Here is a 19,339-nt window from a genome sequence, read left to right on the forward strand (position 1 = left end):
CGTCACCGATTCACACCCTCTGCAGGCCACCACCAGCTCGTATCCGGATGTTGAGCACCGATGGGAAGTGTCGGATTATCGAGCAAGAGCACCTGACGCTTATCTTTTTTCAAACTTGCAATCTCATTTGCATGATAGCTCTCAAACAGCTGGCGAAATGATCCATCTGCCAATGACAATCGGAGACCGCGCTCAATGGTCTTGGCCAATGTCACCTCGTTCTTGTTAACCCAGAAATAGATGGGATAGGGAAAATACAAAGCTTTGGTTTTTTCAATTGCCAGCTGCGGGTAATTCTTTTTGCGCTCATCGAGTTCGCGCTGGGCTTCGTTCAAGCCTCTCGGAAAAGCATCGAAGCGGCTGACCGCAAGCATTTCAAACAAGTTTTCATAATTTGCCGAAGTGGTGACAACAAATCCATTCGCCCGCATGATGGGCAGATCTGCCCATTGGCTGTTGAGGCCGAATATTAATTTCCGGCGTAACGACACTGCATCCATTTTTGCGAGGCGCGCCTGGTCTGCAGCCCTGATTACAAGCAGCCTGAAGCCCACAATACCACGCAAGATATCAATTCGAACGGGCAGCATCTTGCTTTCGCGCTCGGCGTTCGTCCCTAGTGCAATGACATCTATACTCCCCGATTGCAACAAAGATATGCCGCGATTCTGGGTCACATCCTCGGCATAAGGCTCCAAGCGGAATACCCCTTTCTCTGCCTTGACATGTGCAAGAGCCAGCTCGAGAAGTTTCCAGCGATACTCGTAAATCGGCCCGCTTGGGAAATAACGCAACACGGTTTCCCCGGCCATTCCCTGCCCGGCCACACCGAGCCAAAGGCAAATAACCACCGGACATTTTGCTAACGGCACCATTAGCTGCTTAATTGTTGAGAAATTCATGTGCAGTCCTTTTCCATGGCAACAAATCAGCACCTGACTCTCAGTTGGAAGCCACAAGAATATTACATTAGCATCCATTCGGCAAACTGCCGCCAAGGGCAACAACTTTCGAATAGGTACAAGATGGAATCCCTCAAATTACGGCCTGAGAGATACACTGTCGCTACAAGCCATTTTGCTCAACAAGTTGTTGTTCATGCCCCAAGTATTTGCTCAGCATGGTCGACAAGGCAGCAATAGATAGCGGCTTGGTAAGAAAGTCATTCATGCCGACTGAACTGGTTTTTTCCTGTTCTTCCACACCGGCATTTGCGGTGCAGGCAATGATGATGGTGGGCGGTCTGGATGGGTGTTCTGCCTCGTAATTACGGATCAGCCGTGCCAGTTGGTAGCCATCGGTATTCGGCATCTGGCAATCGGTCAATAGCAAGCTGTAGTTGCCGTTTTGCCATTTGGCGTAGGCCTCTGCGCCGTCTTCGGCCAGTTCCACCCGATAGCCTAGTTTTTCCAGTTGCCTGGTCGCCAGCTTGCGATTGGTGGGATTATCTTCAGCAAAAAGGATGGGCGGCAGAGCCTGGTCTTGATTACCTAGCAAACCGCCAGAAGCAGGGGTTAGCTGTTGCGCCGGTTCTTCCAGTTCATGAGCATCTGCCACGACCACCACCAGCAACAGTGAGGCACAGCTGCCATGCCCGACCCCACTCTCCAGCGTCACCTCTCCCCCCATCAGCTTGGCCAGACGGCGACAGATGGTCAGCCCCAACCCGGTACCACCAAAACGACGTGACGTATCGGATTCTGCCTGGGTGAATGGTTGAAACAGCTTGGACAGGCCCTCGGCACTGATGCCGATACCACTGTCTTGCACTTCAAAACGCAAGGTTTGCGAACGGCCTTCTTCCTCCAGCAGCAGCACGCGCAATGCAATCTGGCCGTGTGCAGTAAACTTCACGGCATTGCTGACGAAGTTCTGCAAAATCTGTCGTACGCGCAGGGGGTCGATCACCACCGCAGCGGCTACCCGCGGATCGATTTCAAGTACAAACTTCAGCCCTTTGCGCTCCGCCGCCTGCGAATACAGGGTATGCACCTGCTCCAGCATCGGTCGCAGCGCAGTCGGCGTCATCACCACCTCAAGCTTGTCGGCCTCGATCTTGGAAAAATCCAAGATATCGTCGATCAGCCTTAGCAGAGTGCGGGCCGACTCCTGAATCGTATCCACCGAGTCCTTCTGCTCCTCATCAAGCGGTGTCATGGCCAGCAGCTCAAGCATGCCCAGCACGCCATTCATCGGCGTGCGGATTTCATGGCTCATGGTAGCCAGAAAGGCGCTCTTGGCCTTATTGGCCGAGTTGGCCTGATCACGGGCTTCCAGCAATTCACGCTCGGCTTGTTTTCGCTCGGAAATATCGATACATGCCAGAATCGCCCCCAGCTGGGGTTGATCGGCAAATAAAGTCATCCCTTCAAACAAAACCCATATCGACGCGCCCGTGTTCGTCTTGCACTCAATCTCACAGCCGACCTTGGTCTGGTTTTGCACCATGGCATTCAGTTGGGAGGTCAGTTCAAACCAGCCCTCGTCAGACAGCACCAGTTCCATCAGATGGCGCCCTGGCAATGGTTCTTTGCCGTTATGGAAGATTGCCTCAGCCATCGGGTTGGCACGAATAATCTGCATGCTGGCATTCAGTCGCAACAACCCCACCGGCGAAGCAGAATATATTGCCTCTTCCTCCTGCAATACGGCTCGCAACTGCGCTTCCGAATTAAGGCGGCGATCTTCCTCGTCATAGAAACCCAGAATACTGGCACAGGAACTAACCAGGGGATGGATATCCTTATTGACCAGTTGCGGGTCGGTACCGCGCAAACAGATGAGGGCGTGAATCTGCTCATCCTGCTCTACCGGCAAACTGATCCACGCAGGCTCGTTAGCCAAGACTGACATCAGATAGCTGACAGGATCCAGCTCCTTTCTGATGTTGTCGAGTGATGGAAAATTTTCCGGCCATTGCCCTGCCTGTAAATTGATATTGAGAGATCCATTACTGTTATTGAGCAGCGCCAGCAAGAAACCGTCCGCGGCTAGCGCAAAACGCTTGAATTCGTCCAGCAGACGGCACATGACCTGCTCGCGCGGCCAGCGACACAACATCAGGTTTTCCACATGGGAGATAGCAGACAGCATGTCCAGGTTGCGTTCCAGCGAGCGCTCGGCCAGCCTGCGCTCGTGCTCATCCCTGACAATCAGCAAATACAGCGTATGGGCCGCTCTGTCCTGAAATCGTGTCAGGGTCAGTCCGGCAAAAAAACAGCGCCCGCCACTCTCCATGCCCAAACCCTGCAAATTGATCCCCACCTCCCCCTCGGCAAGCTGCATGACCTGGTCCAGGTCACCCTCCATGCGCAGCAGTTGTGCAATCGGCAAGCCGACAAGCCCCCCTTCCGCGTAGGCAAACATGCGCTCGGCACCAGCCGCTGCATGCTGGATCACCCCTTGGTCGGTAATGGTCATGATGGCATCGTCGGTAGCATCCAGCATGCGCTGCTGCTGATTGAGCGGCTGCAGCACCTTGCGCACCATGAAGTACAACAGGGCCACGCCTAGCGCCAGCAAAAAAATGCCCAGCAGGCTATCGCGCAGTAACAGACGGCGATAGTGCTGTCGGTTCTGCTGAATATGCACTTCAGTCATGTCCATCAAGAGCATGAATGTGTCGCGTGCAGTATTCTGAGTTTGCGCCAACTGCCTTTGCAGCTGCTTGATTGCCAAGGGGTTATTGCCATGCTCCCGTAGAATCTGGGTTTGCTGCTTGGTCTGAATGTTCAGCTGCAACGCCAGCGCGGAAAACTGTTGCAGGCGCTGCGTAAGACGCGGGTCATTGATATAACGGGCATCTGCTCGCAGCTTTTCCAGCAATACGCCGGACAGCTCCAGTCGGGCGCGCAGATCGTCTTCCTCGGTTTCGCTCAGCATGGCATTGAGTTCCGCCCGCAGCACCAGCCCCATCGCAGCAGCGCGCAGGCTACGTGCCACCAACCAACCATCTTGCTTGATCGTATCCAGCTGATTGATGTCTGCGTTACCGCTGAGGTCGATACGGTTGCCGATTTCCACCATCATGGTGCTCAGCGTGCTCTGAACATTGCGTATCGCCAGCTCCAGCGCGTAGCTCAGTGTCTCGTCGCGAACGAAGGACTTGTTCAGCCGGGTATTCACTTCCTTACGCAACCGTTCGAAATTCTGCAATTGCCCTGAAAATTGCACACCATAATGGCGGTCATCCGGCAGTCTCTGGAATGACTGCAAAACTTGCCCGGTCCAGAAATCCGCTCCCTGCTGCAAACGCAACAAGGTGGTGCGTTCCGCATCATCAGGTGCCATGCTGCGGTTCAGCATGAGGCGAGCCTGAATGGACTCACGCCGCAACAGGTCGGCAGTCATGAATAATTGCCTGCTGACATTGTTCAACTGCATCACCTGCTCGGCCTGTTGATAATTAGCCCAGGAGGCGGCCAGCAACTCGGCAATCCACGCTAATTGGATTCCGCCCAGCATGATGACAATCAATACAACGGCCCGACTGATAGACAAAGTCTGCAGTGCTTTGCTGCTTATTTTTTTGCGCATGATCTACTTTCAGTAGTCATCTGGACAATTGAACTTACCTTTCCCACACCGCCGGTGTTTTGCCTGCACATGATTTCCAGGCAATCGACAATGCTTAACCTTAATAAGGTATAGCCATTCCTGAAGAATAATGACGTTTAAATCTAGCGCCCCCAGGCCTCGTGTTTACCCGGCCCTGACATCTCACCAGCCAGGTTGCAGGAGCCCAATTGCCGCAAAGGGTCAACTCTGTTGGAAAGCTGTTTCAGCCAACCAGAACAAGCTGATTTAATAGACTTTTGCCTGCCTTTTGATCAAAACACAGCTTTTTTTAAGGCGAATCAGAGCAGGGGTAGATCGTCCGGCCGCTAAGGCCGAACTACCGCCAGCCTGGATGAGAATGTAATCAAGATTTTTTCAGCCACCTATCACTCCCGTTGGGTTTTCTGCTGCAAGCCATGGTGGCTGGTGACATGTCCAGCAGCGAGTTCACCCTGGCTCAAAAAGTGACAACTGCGCTCCAGACAAACAAATACTGGTACATCACCTTGATGCTGAATATCGGTTTGATCCTACCCGCAGGAATACACCCTGGCGTATAAAAATGGGAAAGGCATTGCCCTGATTGACGTACCGGGCGCTGGTGAAATTATCGGCAGGGATCAGGAATACACCGAGCGGTATCAGCGGCTACTCCCGAAACTGGATCTGATCCTGTGGGTGGTCAAAGCCGATGACCGGACACTGGCCATTGATCAGCAGGTGTTCAACAATGAAAACCACGGCTATACACATAATTTCGCCTCCCGGCTAGCCGGATGGGCAGGCGGCCTCATGCAAAAGCCAGTCGTGGAACATCTGCATGGCCGGCGACAAGCTGCGTGATTTCAACCAAGTAAGCCAGTAGCTGCCGGTGCGTACTTCCAATTCAAAAGGTTGCTCCAGCACACCCGACTGCAGCTCACGCTGGAACATCCGTGCTGGAGCCAGCGCGATACCTGCCCCTTGCATCGCTGCTTCAACCATCAAGCGCGAGGAGTCGAAGATCGGGCCACTGATGGTCCATGGTTCCAATCGTGCTACTTCGAACCATTGCATCCATTCTTCGGTACGGTAGGAGCGCAGTAAGGTTTCTCTGGTCAAATCGGCCGGCACGGCAAGCCGCCTGGCAATCTCCGGGGAGCAGAGCACCGAGAGCGGAGCATCGAACAACAAAGCATTCTCGGTGCTTGGCCAACCTCCTTCACCGAAGCGAATTGCAAAATCCAGCCCTTCGGTGGCATGGTCGACCAGATTGTTATTGGTGAGCAGCCGCAGATCCACAAAGGGATGAGCATCGCGAAATAGTTTTAGCCTAGGCATCAGCCAGCCAACGGCGAAGGTGCCGACCACGCCTATGGTCAGCACCTCGCTCATATGACCACCTTCACATTGCTTGAGTACCGCTTCGATACGGTTGAACGCATCGCTCAGCACCGGCAGGATCGCCCTGGCTTCGTCCGTCAGTCCCAAGCCGCGCGGCAGGCGCTTGAATAGCGGGGTACCAAGCCAGTCTTCCAGCATTCGCACCTGCTGGCTGACCGCCGCTTGGGTAACCTTCAATTCCAGCCCGGCTCGGGTGAAGCTCAGGTGCCGGGCCGAGGCCTCGAACGCCCGGAGAGCATTTAACGGTAAATGTGGGCGCATTGGGCTTATGTATAAGAATTTCTATTGTCTAATACAAATTTTCCTCGCTTGTGGTTGATACGGCAAGACATGAAAATCCTTGGCGCAATCAATACATAAACAAGGCTAATGAGTCGGGGTGGCCTCCCACAAACAAGACGCAAGGAATAAAGTCATGAAATCCAACATCAGGCGCTTCGCCGCAGTGGTCTGTGCAGTGTTCTGTGCGAGCGCCACCGTCAGTCAGGCGTCCGATATGCCACAAGATAGAATCAAAGGTTTAGTGGACAAAGCGATCCACACCTTGATGGCCAAAGACGGCATTCCCGGCATGACCGTTGGGGTCACAGTCACGGGGAAGACCTACGTATACAACTATGGCGTGGCATCGCTGGAAACGCGCCAGCCAGTCACGCACGACACATTGTTCGAGATTGGCTCAGTGAGCAAGACGTTCACCGCCACGCTGGCCTCTTATGCACAAGTGAGGGGCTACCTCTCACTGCAGGACAAAACTGGCAAGTATTTGCCGTCGCTAAGGGGGCATCCATTCGGTGAAGTAAGCCTGCTCAATTTGGGGACGCACACGCCTGGCGGCTTGCCATTACAGGTGCCGGACAACATTCATAATGACGTGCAATTACTGAATTATTTCAAGGCGTGGCAACCGACTTATACCCCTGGCACCTACCGTACCTATGCCAACCCCGGCATCGGCACGCTCGGTTGGATCACGGCAAAAAGCATGAAGCAGGATTTTACTGCGCTGATCGAGCAGAAGCTGTTTCCGGCACTGGGGATGAACAACAGTTATATCAATGTTCTGGCTGCCAAAATGGCTGATTATGCGCAAGGCTATAGCAAGACCGGTGTGCCGATCCGCATGAGGGATGGGGTGTTGTCGGCCGAAGCTTACGGTGTCAAGAGCACGGCAGCGGATCTGCTGCGCTTCGTAAATGCCAATATGCATGCGATCTCACTGGACGAAAAGCTTCAGCGTGCGATTGACGAGACGCATACTGCTTACTTCCGGGTCGGGCCAATGACTCAGGACCTGATCTGGGAACAGTATCCGTATCCCGTCGCTTTACCTACGCTGCTAGAAGGAAACGGGTCGCGCATGGTAGAAGCAATACCGGCGACCGAGATCAAGCCACCTCTGGCACCGCGTGCAGATGTCTGGATTAACAAGACAGGTTCGACTAACGGTTTTGGCACGTACGTAGCGTTTATACCCGCCAAGCGCGTGGGTATTGTGATGCTGGCCAACAAGAACACCCCGCTGGCTGAACGGGTGAATGTGGCGTACCAAATCATGTCGCAACTTGCCACCGGGGGCAGCGCACGCCCTTGAGAGAGAAAGGCGGTGGTACCAGAGGTCTCAGCTACTGGGCAGTCCATTTGATCCACGCACGGCTACCACTGTCAAACAGGCCGATAAACAGTACCCTGCCGGCCAACCCACATGGTATCCAGTAGCGGTTGCGATCAAGTGTACCTGGCAGATGCGATTGGCCTTGCCAACGTTTCCACCGGCGAGCTTTTGAAACAGCACAGCCTCAATCGTCCGACGTGTGGCTTGCAGCGGCGCTGGCCCAGGTTCGAGTTACCGTCTGCTTAGGCCAAACTGCCGAAGCGGATATCTGAGAAAAGCCTCTCAAATCGAAGCGTTATACTGCTCAATCGCCGACCGGTTACTAGCGCTAAGCTGATAGTCGTTTGGACTGGCAATATTTTTTGAACTGTCCCCGGACCAGTTCGATTAACTTCACCACTGCTGGATTGGGTTTATACCCGGATCGAGTGATAAGACCAATTGTTCTCGATATTTGTGGATCTTCCAGCGTGATGCCGACCAGTTTATGCATATAAGCTGGTGTCAAAGAGAGTTCGGGTACGATCATCACGCCAAGACCGGCCATGGCCATTCCGTAGGCTCCGTGCAAGTGACCGGCTTCATAGTGGACTCGGGGCCGCTCGGGCAGGCTGGCCAGATGATGATCCAGCAGCAGGCGGTTGCCGCTGCGCTGAGACACGCCAATCAGCCGCTCGCCCACTAAATCTCTCCATTCAAGTGTGGTACGCCCCCCTAACGGGTGACCCTGCTGCATCACGGCGACATAGCGCTCGGTCAGCAATGGCTCAAAGTCGATATTGGGGTCCTCGGCACCAATGAAGTTGATGCCGAAGTCGGCATGCCCTGCCAATACCTGCTCCAGCACCTCTTGTGCGCCCTCATCAAATACCCGCAGGCACAGCGCCGGGTAGCTGGCAGCCAGCTCGGCCAGCGCAGCGGGTAACAGGTGCTGCGCCACCGACGGAATGCTGGCAATCGACACCAAGCCGCTGCGCCGTTCTGCCCGCTCACCCAGGCCGCGCATGGCCTGTTCCAGTTCGTCCACCACATTCTGCGCATGCAACAGAAAATGCGCGCCCTCCTCGGTCAGCCGCACGCTGCGCGTGGTGCGCTCCAGCAAGCGTACCTGCAGGGACTGCTCCAGTTTTTCGATGCGTCGGCTCAAGGCGGGCTGCGACAGGTACAAGGCCTCGGCTGCGGCCTTGAAACTGGACTTCTCCGCCACCGCCAGAAATGCCTGCAATTCATTGAGTTCCAGATTGATGCGCGCCATCGATTAATCCATGAAATAAAAGCAATTAAACATTTATTGCATCTTGTGCATTATTTCAGCACAACACATACACAACAAGAGGAGATCTTCATGGCAATGAAATGGAAGCCAGGCTGCGGCCTGGCCGCGCTGCTGCTGGCGTTTTCCTGCACCCAGGCAATGGCAGACCAACTGACTGTGGTCAGTTCCGGCGGTTTTGCCGCGGCATTGAAGCTGCTGGCACCCCGATTCGAACAGGAAACCGGCCATCAGCTGAAACTGGAATGGGGCCCGTCCATGGGCGACACCCCGCAGGCCATTCCGCAGCGCCTGGCGCGCGGTGAAAAAATCGACGTGCTGGTGATGGTGGGCAGCGCACTGGACCAGTTGCAAGCCCAAGGCCGGGTGGTAGCGGACAGCAATACACCGCTGGCTGCATCGCGCATTGCGCTGGCGGTGAAGCACGGCAGCCCGCAGCCGGACATCAGCACGCTGGCCGCATTGAAACAGACCCTGCTCAACAGCCATTCCATTGCTTACTCGGACAGCGCCAGCGGGGTGTTTTTGTCCACCGTGCTGTTTTCCCGCCTGGGCGTGGCCGAGCAGATCAAGGACCGCAGCCGCATGATTCCGGCCGAACCGGTGGGCAAGGTGGTGGCACGCGGTGAAGCCGAACTTGGCTTCCAGCAACTGAGCGAGCTGATCCCGATTGCCGGCATCGACATTGTCGGCCTGCTGCCGGAACAGGCACAGCAAGTCACCACCTTTTCCGCTGGCATCAGCCGTGACAGCGGACACCCTGCAGCGGCACGCCAGTTGCTGCGCTTTCTTGCTTCGCCGCAGGTTGCGGCAAGCATTCGCCAGACCGGGATGACACCGGTCAGCACCTCCGCTCAATGACAAGGACGACGACATGACCACTGCCAGCCCACGCCAGTCAAACCTTTCCATGGTGTTACGTGTTACCAGCGGTAACTTCCTGGAAATGTTCGACTTTTTCCTGTACGGCTTTTACGCCACCTATATTGCCAAAACCTTTTTCCCCAGCGGTAACCTGTATGCTTCGCTGATTCTCGCCTTTGCCACTTTTGGTGCCGGTTTTCTGGCGCGTCCCATCGGTGCCATCGTGCTGGGCAGCTATATCGACCGCATCGGCCGCCGCAAGGGCCTGATTGTCACCCTGGCCATCATGGCCTGCGGCACGGCCCTGATCGCCTTTGTGCCCGGCTATGCCAGCATCGGCCTGGCAGCACCCGTACTGGTACTGCTGGGCCGCCTGCTGCAAGGCTTCTCTGCCGGGGTGGAACTGGGCGGCGTGTCGGTGTATCTGGCTGAAATGGCCACACCGGGCCGCAAGGGCTTCTTTGTCAGCTGGCAGTCGGCCAGCCAGCAAGTGGCCATCATGTTTGCCGCCGTGCTGGGCTACCTGCTGCATCAGGCCTTCAACAATCAGCAGATCGACCAGTGGGCATGGCGCATTCCGTTTTTCATCGGTTGCATGATCATTCCCTTCATCTTTGCCATTCGTCGTTCGCTGCAGGAAACCGATGCTTTTCTGGCGCACAAGAACCACCCCAGTTTTGCCGACATCCTGCGCTCCATTGCGCAGAACTGGCAGCTGATCACCGGCGGCATGCTGCTGGTGGTGATGACCACGGTGAGCTTTTACCTGATCACCGTCTACACGCCGACTTTTGGCAAGAGCGTGCTCAAGCTCAGTGAAAACGACAGCCTGCTGGTGACCTTCTTTGTCGGCCTGTCCAACTTCATCTGGCTGCCCATCATGGGCGCGCTGTCCGACCGCATTGGCCGCTGGCCGCTGATGCTGGGTTTCAGCCTGCTGGCCATGCTCACCGCCTACCCGGCGCTGGCCTGGATGGTGGCCTCTCCCAGCTTTGGCCACATGCTGGTGGTGGAGCTGTGGCTGTCCTTCCTGTATGCCAGCTATAACGGTGCCACCGTGGTGGCCCTGACCGAGCTGATGCCCAGTCACGTGCGAACCGTGGGCTTTTCGCTGGCCTACAGCCTGGCCACGGCAATTTTCGGCGGTTTCACCCCGCTGGTATCCACCGCGCTGATTGATGCCAGCGGCGACAAGGCCGCCCCGGGCTACTGGATGATGCTGGCCGCAGCCTGTGGCCTGGCCGCCACCCTGATGCTGTACCGCAAGGACATCCGCAGCCGCTTTGTCGGCAAGGCTGCCACTGCCTGAGCCTTACACTCTCTCCGTGTGCTTTTGCTTGCCAGTCAGCACATGCCTGGCCTCCTCTCGGAGGCTCCAGGCTGCTGACGTGGTGATTTGCTTCGATTTCACCGGACCCGGCAAAGCTGGGCCTTTCGACTCACTGATTGATTCCGCAGCCTTCCCGTCTATTCCCTATCCCCCCGCCCTTACCCTGTAAGGGGGCCTCGCTTTCTGTTCAGAAAGCGAGAGCGTATTCGCCAATAATCTGCAAGCTCAACACATAGGCTTTTCACGCCTGCCGCCGATTCGGCAGTAGACTGCGCCTTGCACGATCAAGCCGAACTGCAGCAAGAGGACAAGCAATGGAGTTAAGGCAATTACGCTATTTTGTCAGCGTGGTGGCGCAAGGCAGCATGGGGCGCGCCGCGCTGGAACTGGGGGTGGGTACCTCGGCACTGAGCCAGCAGATCAGCCGGCTTGAGGGCGAACTGGCCACCCGGCTGTTGCAGCGTACCTCCAGCGGCGTGGTGCCCACCGATGCTGGCCTCGCGTTCTGGCGGCAGGCGCAACTGGCCATCCGCCATGCCGACGACGCCATGCGCGCCGCCCAGCTGGCCCGGCTGTCCGGCCATGTCAGCGTGGGCATGGCCCCCAGCACCACCGGCGTGCTGGGCCTGCCCTTCATGGCAGCCATGCGCGAGCGTTACCCGGACATCCGCCTGCATCTGGTGGAAAACCTGTCCGGCAATCTGGCCACCATGCTGGGCGCACGCCAGTTGGATCTGGCGGTGCTGTTCCAGGAAGAGCGCACCCGGCGCTGGAGCGTGCTGCCGCTGCTGGAGGAAAAGCTGTTCCTGATCTGCCGCCGCGACCTGCCCGCAGCACCCACGCAGGACCACATCAGCCTGGCCGAGCTGGGCGATATTCCGCTGATCATGCCCAGTGGCCCGCATGGTTTGCGCGCCCTGCTCAACAACGCCAGCAACCAGGGCGCGCACGCGCTGAACATCTGCGCCGAAATCGACGGCCTGCCGCTGTTGATGGATGCGGTAAGGGCCGGTTACGGCGCCACCATCCAGCCCGGAGCCGCCATTGCCCGCCTGCCACCGGAGGAATTCCGCCTGATCGACATCCTCGACGACAGCGTCAGCCGCCCCAATCTGCTGGTGAGCCTTTCCGATGACGAGCTGTCCCCGGCAGGGCTGGCCACCCGCGTGGTGCTGCAACAGGTGGCCAGCGAACTGGCCCGCAGCGGCCAGTGGCCGGGAGCCACTGTTTACAAACGCTAAACACCTGTTGCCCGATCCGGTCTGGCGGCCGGCCTGAGGGCTTTTTACAGTCTCCGCTTGTCTCAGGGAGGCTGTACCCATGTTTGATGTTCTGATCATCGGCGGCGGCAACGCCGCACTCTGCGCCGCACTGATGGCCCGCGAAGCCGGGGCCTCGGTGCTGCTGCTGGAGTCCGCCCCGCGCGCCTGGCGCGGCGGCAATTCACAGCACACCCGCAACCTGCGCTGCATGCACGATGCCCCGCAAGACGTGCTGGTAGATGCGTATCCGGAAGAAGAATACTGGCAGGACCTGCTGCGTGTCACCGGCGGCCAGACCGACGAGGCACTGGCCAGGCTGGTGATTCGCGCCAGCGGCAGCTGTCGCGACTGGATGCGCCGTCACGGCGTGCACTTTCAGCCCTCGTTGTCCGGCGCTCTGCATACGGCGCGCACCAATGCCTTTTTCATGGGCGGCGGCAAGGCCCTGGTGAATGCCTATTACCGCAGCGCCGAACAACTGGGCGTGGTGATTCGCTACGACAGCGCGGTTGAACGGCTGGAATTGCAGGATGGCCGCTTTGTTGCTGCCCATCTGTCTGGTGGCGAGCGCATCACCGCGCGCAGCTGTGTGCTGGCTGCTGGCGGTTTCGAGTCCAACCGCGAATGGTTGCGCAGTGCCTGGGGCCAGAACGACCAGGGCGACTGGCCGGCGGACAACTTCCTCATCCGTGGCACCCGTTTCAATCAGGGCGTGCTGCTCAAGTTCATGCAGCAGGCCGGGGCCGACATGGTGGGCGACCCGTCGCAATCGCACTGTGTGGCTATCGATGCCCGCGCGCCGCTTTACGATGGCGGCATCTGTACCCGGGTGGACTGCGTGTCGCTGGGCATCATGCTCAACCGCCATGCCGAGCGCTTTTACGACGAGGGCGAGGATTTCTGGCCCAAGCGCTATGCCATCTGGGGGCGGCTGGTGGCACAGCAGCCGGAGCAGATCGGCTACTCCATCATCGATTCCAAGGCCATTGGCCGCTTCATGCCGCCGGTATTCCCCGGCAACAAGGCCGACACCCTGCCGGAGCTGGCCCGCCAACTGGGGCTGGACGAGGCGCGCTTTGTCGACACCATCCAGCGCTACAACGCAGCCTGCCAGGCCGGGCAGTTCGACCACACCGTGCTGGACAACTGCCACACCGACGGCCTCACCCCACCCAAAAGCCACTGGGCCTTGCCGCTGGATACCCCGCCTTATTACGGCTACGCGCTGCGCCCTGGCATCACCTTTACCTATCTGGGCCTGAAAACCAATGCCGACGCCGCCGTGTACTTTGCCGGCCAGCCCAGCCCCAACCTGTTTGTGGCCGGCGAAATGATGGCCGGCAATGTGCTGGGCAAGGGCTATGTGGCCGGTATCGGCATGGCCATCGGTACTGCTTTTGGTCGCATTGCCGGCAGCCGTGCCGCGCAGGCGGCTCAGGCTGCTTCAAAAGGAATCTGACATGCAACAACTCACCCGCCTGATCGACGAGGCGCAACAACTGGCTGCCGGCCAGCCGGGCTCCCTGCTGGACAAGGCTGAGGCCGAAGTGGCGCGCGATTTGCAAATCTGCAATGCCTGCCGTTATTGCGAAGGCTTTTGTGCGGTGTTTCCCGCCATGACCCAGCGGCTGGAATTCGGCCAGGCCGACATCCATTACCTGGCCAACCTCTGCCACAACTGCGGCGCCTGTCTGCATGCCTGCCAGTACGCATCGCCACATGAATTTGCCGTCAACATTCCCAAAGCCATGGCCCAGGTGCGGCAGCAAAGCTATACCCGCTTTGCCTGGCCGGGCGCGCTGGGGCGGCTGTATCACCACGCCGGGCTGACCGTTGCGCTGGCACTGGCCATCAGCCTTGCGCTGTTCCTGCTGCTGTTGCAGGCACTGGCCCCGACAGTGAACAGCGGCAATTTCTACGATTACTTCCCGCACCATCTGCTGGCCGGGCTGTTCGGCCCGGTATTCGGCTTTGCCGTGCTGGCGCTGGGCATGGGCGTGCGCCGCTTCTGGCGTGACATCAGCCCGCAAGCGCCGGATGTACCAGCGGTGCTGGATGCCGGTCATGCAGTGGCCACGCTGAAGTACCTGGATGGCGGCCACGGCCAGGGCTGCAATAACGCCGACGATGCCTACACCCTGTGGCGGCGGCGTTTTCACCACTTCACCTTCTACGGCTTCCTGTCCTGCTTTGCCGCCACCATCGTGGCCACCGGCTACCACTATCTGCTGGGTCTGCCAGCCCCCTATGCACTGAACAGCCTGCCGGTGCTGCTGGGCATTGCGGGTGGTATCGGCCTGCTGATTGGCCCTGCCGGCCTGCTGTGGCTGAACCTGCAACGCGACCCGCAGCATGGCGACGTACAGCAAGGCCCGATGGACCGCGGCTTCATTGCCCTGCTGCTGCTCACCAGCGCCAGCGGCCTGCTGTTGCCGTTTGCTCGCCACAGCCATGTGCTGGGCAGCCTGCTGGCCGTGCATCTGGGCGTGGTGATGGCGCTGTTCCTCACCCTGCCCTATGGCAAGTTCGCCCACGGCATTTTCCGCAGCACGGCCTTGCTCAAGTGGGCCATCGAAAAGCGTCAACGCCGCTGACCGTCCGTCAGTAAAACATCCAGAAAAGCAATAAATACAACGCAACAAAGGAGAGTACTCATGCAACAAACGCCTACAAGCCAGCACCCTGCCCAGTCCCGACTGGGTGCGGTACTGCGCGTGACCAGTGGCAATTTTCTCGAACAGTTCGATTTCTTTCTGTTCGGATTTTATGCCAGCTATATCAGCAAGGCATTTTTCCCCACCAGCAGCGAGTTTGCCTCGCTGATGCTGACCTTTGCCGTCTTCGGTGCCGGTTTCCTGATGCGCCCGCTGGGTGCCATCGTGCTGGGCAGTTATGTGGACCGCATCGGCCGCCGTCAGGGGCTGATCGTGACGCTGGGCATCATGGCCTGTGGCACGGTGCTGATTGCCTTTGTGCCGGATTACAGCCAGATCGGGCTGGCCGCGCCCTTGCTGGTGCTGCTGGGCCGCTTGCTGCAGGGCTTTTCCGCCGGGGTGGAACTGGGTGGGGTGTCGGTGTATCTGGCCGAAATTGCCACGCCGGGTCACAAGGGCTTTTACACCAGCTGGCAGTCGGCCAGCCAGCAGGTGGCCATCGTGGTGGCGGCTGCCATCGGCTATGGCATCCAGCTGTGGCTGAGCCCGGAGCAGATTGCCGCCTGGGGCTGGCGCGTGCCGTTTTTCATCGGCTGCCTGATCATTCCGCTGATTTTCCTGCTGCGCGGTTCCTTGCAGGAAACCGATGCCTTCCTGGCGCGCAAGCACCGCCCCAGCCTGCGTGAAATCTTTGGCACCATCGGCCTGCACTGGCGCACCATCGTGGCCGGCATGTTTCTGGTTTCGCTCACCACCACACTGTTTTACTTCATCACCGTCTACACCCCGACTTTTGGCAAAAGCGTGCTGCATCTGAGCGCGCAGGACAGCCTGGTTGTCACCCTGTGCGTGGGCCTGTCCAATTTCTGCTGGCTGCCCGTTGGCGGGGCGCTGTCCGACCGCATTGGCCGCAAACCGTTGCTGCTGGGCATTTCGCTGCTGGCCTTGCTGACCGCCTACCCGGCCATGGCCTGGCTGGCAGCTGCGCCCAGTTTTATCCGGCTGCTGACGGTGTTGCTGTGGTTCTCCTTCTTCTTTGGCATGTATAACGGTGCGATGGTGGCGGCGCTGACCGAGGTGATGCCGGTATATGTGCGCACCGTGGGCTTTTCGCTGGCCTTCAGCCTGGCCACCGCCATTTTTGGTGGCCTGACCCCGGCAGTATCCACCGCGCTGGTGGAAATGACGCATAGCAAGAGCTCGCCTGCCTGGTGGCTGTTGTTTGCCGCCGCTTCTGCCTTGATTGCCAGCCAAGTCTTGTTCAAATCGAAGCAATCTCAAACCGACAAATAAGCCAACAACGCATTCATTGGATTTCAATCATTCCAATGACTTCAGATTGCGCCATGCAGCCAAGCCGTCCCGGACAACGGTCTGCGACAGCTTGGTTTTACTGCGATTTTCCATCAGACGATAACAGTCCATCCAGCCGCAAAAATTGCAATCACACCCCGGCATGCAACACCAGAGATGTGATTTCATGACTGTTGGCTGTGCATCCTGCGGCGGTAATCCACCGGGGTCAGGCCCATGGCCTGTATGAAGGCACGCCGGAAGGCGGTTTCATCACCATAACCACACTGGCCTGCCACCTGCTTGATGCTGATGCCCGGCGTAGCCAGCAACACGCAGGCTGTTTCGATACGCACGCGGGTGATGAAGGCTTTGGGTGACTCACCGGTCAGTTGCTTCAGGCGGCGGTGCAAGGTGCGCTCGCTCAGGTGCAAGGCCTGGGCCAGCGCCTCCGCCGTCATTCCGGGGTGGGCATGGCGGATGATTTGCTCTGCCTGCAACAGCAGCGGGTTGGCCGTGTTGACGAAGCCACGCGGGGCATACAGCAATTGCGGCAGGGGCAGGCTGTCGGCCACCGAAATGTCCGCCGCCAGCCTGGCCAGCTCCGGGCCGGCCAGACGGCGGATGACATGCAGCGCCAGGTCCACCCAGGACAGCGGCCCTCCGGTGGTAATGATGCCGTCTTGCTCCTCCAGGGCGCTGCCCCATACATGGCAGGCAGCCGGAAAGCGCTGCTTGAACACATGGTGTAACCACCAGGTGGTGGTGCAACGGCGTCGGTCGAGCAAACCGGCTTCGCCCAGCACAAAGGTACCGGCACAGGCGCCGCCAATCAGCACGCCAGTCTGATGGCGGAATGACAGCCAGCGGGCAGCCTGTGTGTGTGCCGCGCTATGCGGCGGCTGGCCGTCAGGCCCCAGTGCCATGCCGGCAATCAGGATGGCATCGTAGGCTGTTTCTGCATCAAACGCGCCATCCACCGGAATCCACCGCCCTTGCGGGTCGCGCAGCGGCTGGCCATCGGCACTGACAATCCGGGTATGAAACAGCGGGCCGGGACTGCCTGCCAGGGCTGTCACCACTCCCGGTGGCGGATTGCGGCTGGCCTGATTGCAGATCCAGAACATGTCCGCCAGGCCGCTGATGGCGGATAACAAACTGCCTTCCAGTGCCACGATGGCGATCTGCATGATCTTCCCCTTACCTGTTTGGCGAATTTTGCATGAACAATGTCTGATTCGCCATCTTATTTGCCTGTATCCACCCGGCTACACTGCATGACATTGATTCGCCGGATGAAAGAAATGTCACAAGCAAATGATTCAACAAGATTTTCAAGCCAGAATGCCAGCGCACGGCAAGCCCGCAACTGGAAGCAGAAACTGCTGGCCCTCGCCGGTGTGGTGCTGACGCTGGCCAGCACGCCGGGCCAGGCCGCGCCTGCCATTCGCAATATCGTGCTGGTACATGGCGCATTTGCTGATGGCTCCAGTTGGGCTCCAGTCATCAGCCGGCTGCAGCGGCTGGGCTATCACGTTACGGCGGTGCAAAACCCGCTGACTTCATTGGCGGACGATGTTGCCGCCACCGAACAGGTACTGCAGCGCCAGACGGGAGATGTGCTGCTGGTTGGCCACTCCTGGGCCGGAGCCGTCATCACCCAGGCGGGCAATGCTGCCAATGTGAAAGGCCTGGTCTACCTGTCCGCGCTGGTGCCGGATAACGATGAATCGGTCAGTGATTTGCTGACCCGCCTGAAGGCCCCGATGGCAGGGCTGGCTGCCGACGCGCACGGCATGCTCTGGCTGGACCGGCCGGCCCGGTTCCGCCAGGTGATGGCTGCAGATGTGCCACTCAAACAGGCGCGGCTGTTGGCCGCCGTACAGCAGCCCATTGCCAGCGCCAGTTTTGGCGGCAAGGTGGAACATGCGGCCTGGCACGACAAGCCCAGCTGGTATGTGCACACCACGCAAGACCAGGCCTTGCCGCCCGCGGTACAGCTACGCATGGCCGGGCAAATCGGTGCCACCGTGTGGTCGGTGCCATCCAGCCATCTTTCGATGATTTCCCACCCGGCCACCATCGCCAGCCAGCTGGACCGGGCAGCCCAGGCTGCCAGTCGTTAACACCTCACCCAGCTAGATATCCGTATCAACATGCTGCATATCGCGGCAAGTCACATCCCCTGCAGTCCCCTTCAATACCGGAGAACAAACATGCTATTTGCCATTACCCTCAACTATCTGCGCCCGGAGCAGGAAGTCCAGGCACAACTGGAAGGCCACAAGATATGGTTGGCCGACAATATCCGCCAAGGTCGCATCCTGTTTGCCGGCCCGCTGCTGGGTGGCACGGGCGGATTCATCCTGGCATACGGCGAGCAGGAGGCGGAAATACAGCAGATGATTGCAGCCGACCCCTTTGCCATCCACCAACTGGCCGGCTTCAGCACGCAGGCCATTGCACCGGCCATTCGCGCCGGGCAATTCCCCCAGATATGGGCAAGTGAAGCCAAGACAGTGGCTTGAAGTAGATGCGTGGCATTTATGTATGGCTGGCTCTTAGCTAATGATAAAAAGTCCTTGATTTATGTTTCCATGGAAACTATATTCCAATAGTTTCCATGGAAACCAAATCATGAAAAAACCTGACACCCCAAAAGTTAGCGAACTCGAATCTCACCTTGGCTTCTGGTTACGTTTTGTGTCGAACCAAGTCTCTAGCCGTTTCGAAAATCTGTTAGCAAAGCACGAAATTTCAGTGGCAGAGTGGGTGGCGATGCGTTCCCTATATGGCCGCGCAGATAGCACCCATGCAGACCTGATTAGTGCTCTTGGCATGACCAAGGGAGCAGCCTCGAAGGTGATTTCGAAGCTCGAAGCCAAGGGATTGGCCGAGCGACAACTTTCCAAAGATAGCCAGCGCGCGCAGGTGCTATGTCTGACTGAGTCCGGACTAGCCATGGTCCCGAAGTTGGCAGTTATCGCAGACGAAAACGATGCCCATTTCTTCAGCCATATGAGCGATACCCAGCGCCAATCCCTAGCAACACTGATGAGAGAACTGGTTGAGCATCACCAGTTGACACAACTCCCCACCCGATAGCCT

The 19,339-nt window shown here is 58.2% G+C and carries 15 protein-coding genes; 10 read left to right on the top strand and 5 right to left on the bottom strand.

All coding sequences use genetic code 11. The features are described 5' to 3' along the window. Nucleotides 1-2: 2 nt before the first annotated feature. The 3 genes from GSR16_RS11450 to GSR16_RS11460 all read right to left on the bottom strand — a co-directional run bounded on the left by GSR16_RS11450 (nt 3) and on the right by GSR16_RS11460 (nt 6,201). Nucleotides 3-902: a hypothetical protein gene (locus GSR16_RS11450; RefSeq protein ID WP_240902465.1), complete on the bottom strand. Its 900-nt coding sequence runs from the start codon at nt 900-902 to the stop codon at nt 3-5. A 163-nt stretch (nt 903-1,065) separates the two neighbouring features. After that, nucleotides 1,066-4,464 (bottom strand): ATP-binding protein, encoded by a 3,399-nt coding sequence (locus GSR16_RS11455; protein WP_159877482.1) that lies wholly within the window; start codon nt 4,462-4,464, stop codon nt 1,066-1,068. A gap of 861 nt (nt 4,465-5,325) precedes the next feature. Continuing rightward, nucleotides 5,326-6,201: a LysR family transcriptional regulator gene (locus tag GSR16_RS11460; protein WP_205677419.1), complete on the bottom strand. Its 876-nt coding sequence runs from the start codon at nt 6,199-6,201 to the stop codon at nt 5,326-5,328. A gap of 154 nt (nt 6,202-6,355) precedes the next feature. On the opposite strand from GSR16_RS11460, the gene ampC reads away from it, so the two are divergent. Continuing rightward, a complete protein-coding gene (gene ampC / locus GSR16_RS11465) occupies nt 6,356-7,534 on the top strand; it encodes a class C beta-lactamase (protein ID WP_159877484.1) in 1,179 nt (392 codons plus the stop codon). A 349-nt stretch (nt 7,535-7,883) separates the two neighbouring features. Here ampC and GSR16_RS11470 read toward each other — a convergent pair whose 3' ends face one another. Next, nucleotides 7,884-8,810, bottom strand: a complete 927-nt coding sequence (locus GSR16_RS11470) for a LysR family transcriptional regulator (RefSeq protein WP_159877486.1) — start codon at nt 8,808-8,810, stop codon at nt 7,884-7,886. A gap of 90 nt (nt 8,811-8,900) precedes the next feature. On the opposite strand from GSR16_RS11470, the gene GSR16_RS11475 reads away from it, so the two are divergent. The 6 genes from GSR16_RS11475 to tcuC (GSR16_RS11500) all read left to right on the top strand — a co-directional run bounded on the left by GSR16_RS11475 (nt 8,901) and on the right by tcuC (GSR16_RS11500) (nt 16,231). Next, nucleotides 8,901-9,689 (top strand): substrate-binding domain-containing protein, encoded by a 789-nt coding sequence (locus tag GSR16_RS11475; protein ID WP_159877488.1) that lies wholly within the window; start codon nt 8,901-8,903, stop codon nt 9,687-9,689. Between the two features lie 13 nt (nt 9,690-9,702). Then, entirely contained in the window at nt 9,703-11,001 is a 1,299-nt protein-coding gene (gene tcuC / locus GSR16_RS11480; RefSeq protein ID WP_159877490.1) for an MFS transporter, read from the top strand. A gap of 335 nt (nt 11,002-11,336) precedes the next feature. After that, on the top strand, nt 11,337-12,263 hold the full coding sequence (locus GSR16_RS11485; protein ID WP_159877492.1) for a LysR family transcriptional regulator: 927 nt from the start codon (nt 11,337-11,339) through the stop codon (nt 12,261-12,263). 79 nt (nt 12,264-12,342) lie between these two features. Further along, a complete protein-coding gene (tcuA, locus tag GSR16_RS11490; RefSeq protein WP_159877494.1) occupies nt 12,343-13,743 on the top strand; it encodes an FAD-dependent tricarballylate dehydrogenase TcuA in 1,401 nt (466 codons plus the stop codon). Nucleotide 13,744: 1 nt separating this feature from the next. Continuing rightward, on the top strand, nt 13,745-14,878 hold the full coding sequence (gene tcuB / locus GSR16_RS11495) for a tricarballylate utilization 4Fe-4S protein TcuB (RefSeq protein WP_159877496.1): 1,134 nt from the start codon (nt 13,745-13,747) through the stop codon (nt 14,876-14,878). Between the two features lie 60 nt (nt 14,879-14,938). Then, entirely contained in the window at nt 14,939-16,231 is a 1,293-nt protein-coding gene (tcuC, locus tag GSR16_RS11500) for an MFS transporter (protein ID WP_159877498.1), read from the top strand. Nucleotides 16,232-16,416: 185 nt separating this feature from the next. On the opposite strand, the gene GSR16_RS11505 is transcribed toward tcuC (GSR16_RS11500), so the two are convergent. Then, the gene (locus GSR16_RS11505; protein WP_159877500.1) at nt 16,417-17,421 is read right to left on the bottom strand and encodes a GlxA family transcriptional regulator; all 1,005 of its coding nucleotides are present in this window, start codon (nt 17,419-17,421) and stop codon (nt 16,417-16,419) included. Nucleotides 17,422-17,535: 114 nt separating this feature from the next. Here GSR16_RS11505 and GSR16_RS11510 point away from each other — a divergent pair, with 114 nt between their 5' ends. From GSR16_RS11510 to GSR16_RS11520, 3 genes are all read left to right on the top strand, one after another. Next, nucleotides 17,536-18,357, top strand: coding sequence for an alpha/beta fold hydrolase (locus GSR16_RS11510; protein WP_159877502.1), 822 nt, complete (start codon nt 17,536-17,538; stop codon nt 18,355-18,357). Nucleotides 18,358-18,447: 90 nt separating this feature from the next. After that, nucleotides 18,448-18,759, top strand: coding sequence for a YciI family protein (locus GSR16_RS11515; RefSeq protein ID WP_159877504.1), 312 nt, complete (start codon nt 18,448-18,450; stop codon nt 18,757-18,759). A gap of 109 nt (nt 18,760-18,868) precedes the next feature. After that, nucleotides 18,869-19,336: a MarR family winged helix-turn-helix transcriptional regulator gene (locus GSR16_RS11520; RefSeq protein WP_159877506.1), complete on the top strand. Its 468-nt coding sequence runs from the start codon at nt 18,869-18,871 to the stop codon at nt 19,334-19,336. Nucleotides 19,337-19,339 lie beyond the last annotated feature (3 nt).

The organism is Aquitalea denitrificans (assembly GCF_009856625.1).
In the GTDB taxonomy this organism is placed as follows: Bacteria; Pseudomonadota; Gammaproteobacteria; order Burkholderiales; family Chromobacteriaceae; genus Aquitalea; species Aquitalea denitrificans.

Excerpts from the sequence above, each read along its gene's own strand:
- GSR16_RS11450 (WP_240902465.1), bottom strand. The coding sequence starts at position 902 with ATGAATTTCTCAACAATTAAGCAGCTAATGGTGCCGTTAGCAAAATGT.
- GSR16_RS11455 (WP_159877482.1), bottom strand. The coding sequence starts at position 4,464 with ATGCTGGGCGGAATCCAATTAGCGTGGATTGCCGAGTTGCTGGCCGCC.
- GSR16_RS11460 (WP_205677419.1), bottom strand. The coding sequence starts at position 6,201 with ATGCGCCCACATTTACCGTTAAATGCTCTCCGGGCGTTCGAGGCCTCG.
- ampC (WP_159877484.1), top strand. The coding sequence starts at position 6,356 with ATGAAATCCAACATCAGGCGCTTCGCCGCAGTGGTCTGTGCAGTGTTC.
- GSR16_RS11470 (WP_159877486.1), bottom strand. The coding sequence starts at position 8,810 with ATGGCGCGCATCAATCTGGAACTCAATGAATTGCAGGCATTTCTGGCG.
- GSR16_RS11475 (WP_159877488.1), top strand. The coding sequence starts at position 8,901 with ATGGCAATGAAATGGAAGCCAGGCTGCGGCCTGGCCGCGCTGCTGCTG.
- tcuC (WP_159877490.1), top strand. The coding sequence starts at position 9,703 with ATGACCACTGCCAGCCCACGCCAGTCAAACCTTTCCATGGTGTTACGT.
- GSR16_RS11485 (WP_159877492.1), top strand. The coding sequence starts at position 11,337 with ATGGAGTTAAGGCAATTACGCTATTTTGTCAGCGTGGTGGCGCAAGGC.
- tcuA (WP_159877494.1), top strand. The coding sequence starts at position 12,343 with ATGTTTGATGTTCTGATCATCGGCGGCGGCAACGCCGCACTCTGCGCC.
- tcuB (WP_159877496.1), top strand. The coding sequence starts at position 13,745 with ATGCAACAACTCACCCGCCTGATCGACGAGGCGCAACAACTGGCTGCC.
- tcuC (WP_159877498.1), top strand. The coding sequence starts at position 14,939 with ATGCAACAAACGCCTACAAGCCAGCACCCTGCCCAGTCCCGACTGGGT.
- GSR16_RS11505 (WP_159877500.1), bottom strand. The coding sequence starts at position 17,421 with ATGCAGATCGCCATCGTGGCACTGGAAGGCAGTTTGTTATCCGCCATC.
- GSR16_RS11510 (WP_159877502.1), top strand. The coding sequence starts at position 17,536 with ATGTCACAAGCAAATGATTCAACAAGATTTTCAAGCCAGAATGCCAGC.
- GSR16_RS11515 (WP_159877504.1), top strand. The coding sequence starts at position 18,448 with ATGCTATTTGCCATTACCCTCAACTATCTGCGCCCGGAGCAGGAAGTC.
- GSR16_RS11520 (WP_159877506.1), top strand. The coding sequence starts at position 18,869 with ATGAAAAAACCTGACACCCCAAAAGTTAGCGAACTCGAATCTCACCTT.